General features: G+C 63.8%; 6 protein-coding genes. 5 read left to right on the top strand and 1 reads right to left on the bottom strand.

Annotated elements, in window-relative coordinates; all coding sequences use genetic code 11:
- Positions 1-14 precede the first annotated feature (14 nt).
- Positions 15-617 (bottom strand): hypothetical protein, encoded by a 603-nt coding sequence (locus LRG07_RS13230; protein WP_238642651.1) that lies wholly within the window; start codon positions 615-617, stop codon positions 15-17.
- Positions 618-792: 175 nt separating this feature from the next.
- On the opposite strand from LRG07_RS13230, the gene LRG07_RS13225 reads away from it, so the two are divergent.
- The 5 genes from LRG07_RS13225 to LRG07_RS13205 all read left to right on the top strand — a co-directional run.
- Positions 793-1,809, top strand: coding sequence for a Wzz/FepE/Etk N-terminal domain-containing protein (locus LRG07_RS13225; RefSeq protein ID WP_238642649.1), 1,017 nt, complete (start codon positions 793-795; stop codon positions 1,807-1,809).
- A 170-nt stretch (positions 1,810-1,979) separates the two neighbouring features.
- Positions 1,980-4,226: a S8 family peptidase gene (locus tag LRG07_RS13220; RefSeq protein ID WP_238642647.1), complete on the top strand. Its 2,247-nt coding sequence runs from the start codon at positions 1,980-1,982 to the stop codon at positions 4,224-4,226.
- Between the two features lie 292 nt (positions 4,227-4,518).
- Positions 4,519-5,013, top strand: coding sequence for a hypothetical protein (locus LRG07_RS13215; RefSeq protein WP_238642645.1), 495 nt, complete (start codon positions 4,519-4,521; stop codon positions 5,011-5,013).
- A 68-nt stretch (positions 5,014-5,081) separates the two neighbouring features.
- Positions 5,082-5,531, top strand: coding sequence for a hypothetical protein (locus LRG07_RS13210; protein ID WP_238642643.1), 450 nt, complete (start codon positions 5,082-5,084; stop codon positions 5,529-5,531).
- A gap of 303 nt (positions 5,532-5,834) precedes the next feature.
- The coding region (locus tag LRG07_RS13205; RefSeq protein WP_238642641.1) for a tetratricopeptide repeat protein at positions 5,835-6,361 on the top strand (527 nt) is incomplete at its 3' end.

Genomic DNA, 6,361 nt, shown 5'->3' with positions numbered 1-6,361 from the left:
TTCGCCTACCCATGTCAGAAGTTCGCCCGACCGCCGACCGTCAGGGTCTCCATGGTGTCCCGCGCGCCGTAGTCGGTATTGTCGTACTCGACGAACAGGGCCGCGTCGCGGCTCACATGGAACAGCGCATTGACCGTGGTGCCGCTAGCGTCATCCAGAAGCGTATCCCCCTCGTCCCCGGTGAACAGGGACCGCGCCTCGAGCCCGACCTCTAGGCGGTTCAGCCGCTGCCGGAAACCAATCCGCGCCCCAAGCTCGTACTCGCTGCTAACCCCCTGACGGTCCGCGTACTCCAGCGCCGGCGCGGCGTAGATGTCGGCCTCCCCGGTGACCCCGTAGCGGAAACCGAGGGCGATGGCGCCGTATTCCGCATGGGTTTCTCCGCCGTGCTGCCAGATACGCGCATCCTGATGGCGGTAGAGGCCCTCCACGAATACATGGCGGTGCAGCCAGGCGGAGGCGCGCAGATCAACACCTTCGAAGTCTTCGGAGAACCCGTAATCGGTCACCGCGTAACCCACCTGGACCCAGTTGTAGTTGACCCCCGCCATCCCCGCAGCCGGCGCCAGGGCCAACACGGCGGCCATCAGGTACGAGCGGATGCAGCGAGAACGCATGAGGGGCTCCTTCTTCGCCGGGGTCGGTCAGTCAGCTTGCTAACCGGCGTATCGGCGGGCCGGCGGGAATCCTGAGGGCACCATCCGACCGGAAGTAAACCTGACCGCCTTGCTGTTAGCGACCGTTCGTTGTAGCTTCCGCGCAAATCCCTGACACCCGATCCCACCAAGGCCCATGAACGAACAGAACACCCCCGGCACCCGGCCTCCCAGCCACCGCGGCGATGCAAACTTCCCGGAGGAGTCACGCCGGGTCCCGGATGACGAGATCAGCCTGGTCGACCTGTGGCTGGTTCTGGTGCGGCGGCGCTGGTGGCTGTTCGGCATCGCCCTGGTCGTCTTCGCCCTGGGCACCACCTACGCCCTTCTGCAGAAACCCAGCCAGACTTACACCACCACGCTGGAGTTCGCCGCCAAGGATGAGGAGCCGCTGATCTCCTCCGACGCTGTCATGGCCCGCTTGGAGCGGGTGGTGCTGCCGGAGCTTAAACGGCGGTTTGAGGCCGAGCACGAGGTGGGGGCGCCATCCATCAAGCTGACCCACGTTGAAGGCTCACGGCTGCTGATCCTGGAGAGCAGTGTCAGCGAGGATCGCCTGCCCCGGGTAGAGGCCCTACACGGCGCGGTCCGGGACTGGTTCCTGGCGACACAAGGAACCTTGTACGAGCGCCATGAATCTCGCATCGAACGCGATTTCGCCCGAGCGAATGCCACGCTTAAATCCAACCACAACGCAATCAAGGATGATCTAGAGACCACCCATGCGGAGCTGGAGTGGATCAAGGAGGAACGCCGGAGACTTCAGGAAAGCCACGACCACATACTCGAAGAACTTCAAAATGAAGCAGGCCTCGATCAATCCCCAGAGATATTGCGAATCCGACTGGAGGGTATGCGCCAAGACCTGTCAATAACCAGCTCTGAGGTACGCGAGCTCCAGCGGAAAATCAGTATGTTTCGAACCGAAAAACGCCGGATAGAGCAACGCATGCACAAAAAAAAAGACGACTACGAAGATCGTATTGAGGAGCTTCAAACCGCGGAAGCCCCAATACTCGCAGCGGCGAACCAAGCGGATGCCCTTGGTCCAAGCTTGACTATGGCCCTCTCAGCAGTGCTCGGCACCATGCTGGGGATCATGGCCGCCTTCTTCCGGGAGTTCCTAGCCCACGCACACCAGCTCTCGACATGAGCCACGCTTCAATGCGATCTTGTCGTGGTGTCGGCCCCCCAAGGACCATGCCGAAAGCTGCCCACTTATGGCTGCTGGGAGCGGAAAGAACCTAACACATGATAAGGTGCACTGCCGATTGACAGCCCAAAAAATGAAACGTTGGTTGGTTGTCAATCACCCGAATGGTCATGCTTGGCATCCAACCGATAGTTAGACCGCTGACCCTCCTCCTGCTCGGCGTCAGTGGGCTCGACGCAGCGTTCGCCGCTGAGGATACTCAACACGATCAGACCTCGGAGGCTCCCGATACGGATGCGCCGCCGGATGAAAAGCCAGCAGTGCATGCCGTGGGCTCTGTTGCAGCTGGTGCGCTAGCCGCTGGCACGGCCATCTGGATCCTCCAGCAGTCGGACAGCGACTCGGACGATGAATCGCAAGGAGTCGCTCCCCACGAGCCCCACTCCGGCGAGGGCGCCCGCGTGGCCGTCATCGACTCCGATTTCCGGATCAGCCACCGGGAGCTTAAGCCCCACGCGGAACGTTACCAGCGCTTCTACAACCCAGGGGATCGCGACTGGGACGTGACCGAAGAGGACGCCCAGAATCATGGCACCCGTGTGGCCAGTATCACCGCCGGTACTGAACAGGGTGTGGCGCCGGAGGCCGACCTACACCTCTACGCTGACGGCCTTGGCATCGGGGCGTGGTCCCGCGAGAGCTTCGATGCCGCCGTCTCCGCGGCCGAGGCCGAAGATATACGGATTCTCAACCTCTCCGCAGTCTATTTTGACCCCAGCGACGCCATCCCTGAGCGCTTGCGCGAGTTCACCGCCAATGACCGCCTCCTCGTCATCGCCGCCGGTAACGAAGGTGCTGATGGCCCTATCGGCGATGTCGCCGGAGCCATCGATACCTTCAAAGATCGAGCCATCGCCGTCGGTGCCCTCGATGAAGACGACCGGCTCTGGGAACACTCCAACCGGGCCGGCTCCGAACCGGCCGTCCAGGCACGCTTTCTGACCGCACCAGGCGTCCGCATCGAAAGCGCCGACAGCAGCGGCGACGATGATTACAGCCGCGCCAGCGGCACCTCATTCAGCAGCCCGAAAGTCGCTGGCGCGGCGGCTCTCATCCTCAGTGAGTGGGAACATCTCGCCGCCGAAGAGATTGCCGAGATTCTTCTGGAAACCGCCGACCGAGATTTCGACGAGTACGACCCCAGCCACTACGGCCAAGGTCGACTCGACATCGAGGCCGCCCTAGAGCCCCAAGGCACTTTGCAGATTCCTCTAAAAGAAGGTGAAAGCGCACCGGCGGCGACAACCACGCTCACCGGCAACGACGCAACCGTGCAGGCACTGCTTGACAACGACGCCCTGGCTGGCGGCATTCTCACCGATCGCTTCAACCGCGACTTCCCCGCGGATTTAAGCGCTGCGGTCGGTCACGCCACCGCTCCTCAAGGCCTGAACCAGCGGATGGCGCATGCCCTTTCTCCACTGACTCCCTCCAGACAGCAGACCGAAGAATATGCGTTTGGCCGTTTGGTGCTGCGCGCCGAAGGCACCCAACCGCCTCCGTCCCTGAACGCCCCGAGCTCGCTGCGGATAACGCTGGCCGCCCCGGCTGGCCGACTGATGCTTGAGCAGCACAACCTGGCGACCGCCGGCGCCCTGCTACCGGAGAGCCTTGCGTTTGAGCCAAGGGCCTGGCTACACACCGATCCAGAGCTGGACGCGCATACCCACCTGCAACGGCTCACCGCCCAAGGGACACTCGCCCCCTGGCTCGATGTCCAGGCACAGGCGCTGCTGGCAGGTGGGGAAGACGGCCTGCTGCCTCACCGGGAGCGCGAAGATGGCCTCCGGAAAGCCGATGAGCGTACGGTCGGTTACCATACCGGCGTCCGGCTCAAGCGCGGGCGGCTGGGCCTGGAGATCGCCCACACCGTCTACCAGCACGAAGGCCACGGCGCTGAGTTGCGTGGCGAGGGCGGATTTGCGGTCGACGGCGCAACACACCAACGCAGCACCATCAGCCTGCGCTGGCAAGCGACCAACGCCACCGATCTGCTGCTGGAGCACCGCCACACGCACCGCAAAGCGGCCAACCTGGGGAGCTTGCTGCAAAGCGCTGACCTGAGGGAACAGATCACCCGCCTGGGTCTGGAGCACCGTCGTGACGCTGAGCGCCTGGGACTGGCGATCGGCCATAGACGCCATCTTGGCGGTCACCTGACCCTACGCCTACCCACCGGGATCGAGGCCGATGGCAGCCTCCGCCACGAGTCGAGAACCGTGGACATCCCCACCACCGAGACGATCGTCGCTGACGCCTTCTGGCGGTTCCCGCTGCTCGGCGGCGATGCACACCTGAGCGCCTTCAAGGATCACCAAGAGCAAGGAGGCACACTGGCCTGGGCTGTGGCATTCTAGAATCCCCTCTAGGAATCCGGTTTCGGCTCGCCCTCTATTCGACAGGCGCTGGGCGACAACCTTGGAGGCCGTACCGGGCGCGCGGGGGCAGCAATCAAGCGAAACGACAAGTCACAGAAGACTGAGAACGATGCAGGGACACCAAGTCGAACCATCCCAAGGCCACTGCGCACGCCGGATGCTCTGCGCATTCGCAGCCACCACCTGGCTCGCCATCCCGTGTGTTGGCTGCTATGTCCCTCCGGACGACGGCATCGCAAGATCCGATGCCGAGCAACCGGAACGGGAACCTGTGGAGGAGACCGAGCAGCCGGACTCCCCCTGGGGCCAGTTCGACCAGCCCGTACAAGAGCCGGGCGCAGCGCCGGAGGATCCAGAGACTGAAGAAGAACAGCGACAGGAAGCGAACGAACTGGCTCGCCGCGCACGCCAAAAGTTGGAGGACAGCGAACCACAGCAGGCGGTGGAGTATCTACAGCAAGCCGTGAACCTAACCCCCAACCGCGCTGTACTTTGGCAAAACCTGGCCGCTGCGCAGTTGGCAACCGGGGAGTTCGGCCCTGCGGAGACGTCAGCCCAACGCGCCCTGGACCTCTCCGGATCTCGTGAGCACGGCGTCATACGGGAAAGCTGGTGGGTAATCGCCGCTGCCCGAAAGGAACTCGGCGACGACCGAGGCCTGCGCAGAGCCGTCGAGGCCGCCAGCCGAGACACGGCGGCCAATCAAGATTCGCAACCCGGCCAGGACCGATCCACGCCCCCCGCCGAGCCCTGGCACTCCCACTGAATCGTAAAACGCGCACAGAAGTGCTCTCCAGCGCCGCTGAACTCGAATCGAACTGCGCCCATTGGAGTATGGACATCCATCGCGGCTGTCAGGCCGTCACCGATGCGCTGCGCAGCCCCGAAGAACTCGAGCACACCTCGCACCACGTCCTCCACCCCCTCGAGGATCGCGGCTATCGACTCCAACAGCGCATCGCCGCCCATCGGGGACCAGAGACCCTCGACGCCTATGGGGCGAGCGCCTCGTATCTTGTCGAGGCCGCAGCGATTTTCCAGGGGACGGTCGCAGTGCTGCGCTCGCTCCACGAGTCCATCAGCGAGAACCACAGCCTTTGCGTGCCCGTGCGCCGTCAGGCCGTGGCCGCACTGAGAACGGCAACCCAACGACTCCAAGCCCTGGAAGCCACCGTGGAAGGTGTGCGCATCCTCCTCCTTGAGCACGACGCCGACCGGATGCCCGCCATGAGCCACGAAGCCGCCCATCTCACACGGCAGGTCATGGCCCGGATCGGTCAATAAGCGCCGAGAACTCGGTCCCCTGGCTGTTGCACGAGGCCGTGCCTTGACAATGCCCCTGGCGAGACAAAGCGGACACACGGTACCACCGCATTGGAACCGGAAGACGCCTTCGCACACAGGGCCCTGGGTGGCAGCACCTCCCGATCGTAAACGCACCCTGCTGTTTGCCCTCGGTTCCGCATGGGCTTTATCGTAACCTAGACGTGGTTTCAAGAACGTCCGCCGCGGTGCGGAAACCTGCACACCGGCACAGCGCACGCCGGAACCGACCATCACTCCATCGGAGCCTCTCAGCCAAGCGCCATGGACAAGGGCCGTACCAACACCGCATCGGGGCAGCGCCGGGCACTCGCACTGGCCCTGGTGACAGGCTTCACAGCCCTTGGGCTGCTCACCAATACCGGCTGCTACGTCCCACCCGACGACGGTATCGCCCGCACGGACACTGATCCGCAGGAACAGCAAAACGAACAGACCGAGGAGCAGCAGCAAGAGCACGAGCGCTCCCCCTGGGATGAGTTGGACCAACCGCCCATCTCCAGCGCGCCTGAACCGGAGCAGGATCCCGAAGAGGCGCAGGCAGCGCACCAGGAAGCCAACCAACTGGCCAAGCAGGGTCGCGAAGCACTCGAGGCGGACGATCCCCGGCAGGCCGTCGAGTACTTTGAGCAAGCCGTCAATCACACGCCGAATCGCGCCGTGCTCTGGCAGAACCTGGCCGCCGCGCAGCTTGAGGCCGGGAACTACGCCGAGGCGGAGACCTCCGCACAACGTGCGCTCGATCTGGCCGATGCACGCGACGAGCCGGTCATCCGTGAAAGCCTGTGGCT

It is taken from the genome of Halorhodospira sp. 9622, assembly GCF_022228025.1.
GTDB classification, from domain to species: domain Bacteria; phylum Pseudomonadota; class Gammaproteobacteria; order Nitrococcales; family Halorhodospiraceae; genus Halorhodospira; species Halorhodospira halophila_A.
The sequence above is the reverse complement of the archived record's forward strand: the minus strand, read 5'-3'. Positions and strand labels throughout refer to the sequence as shown.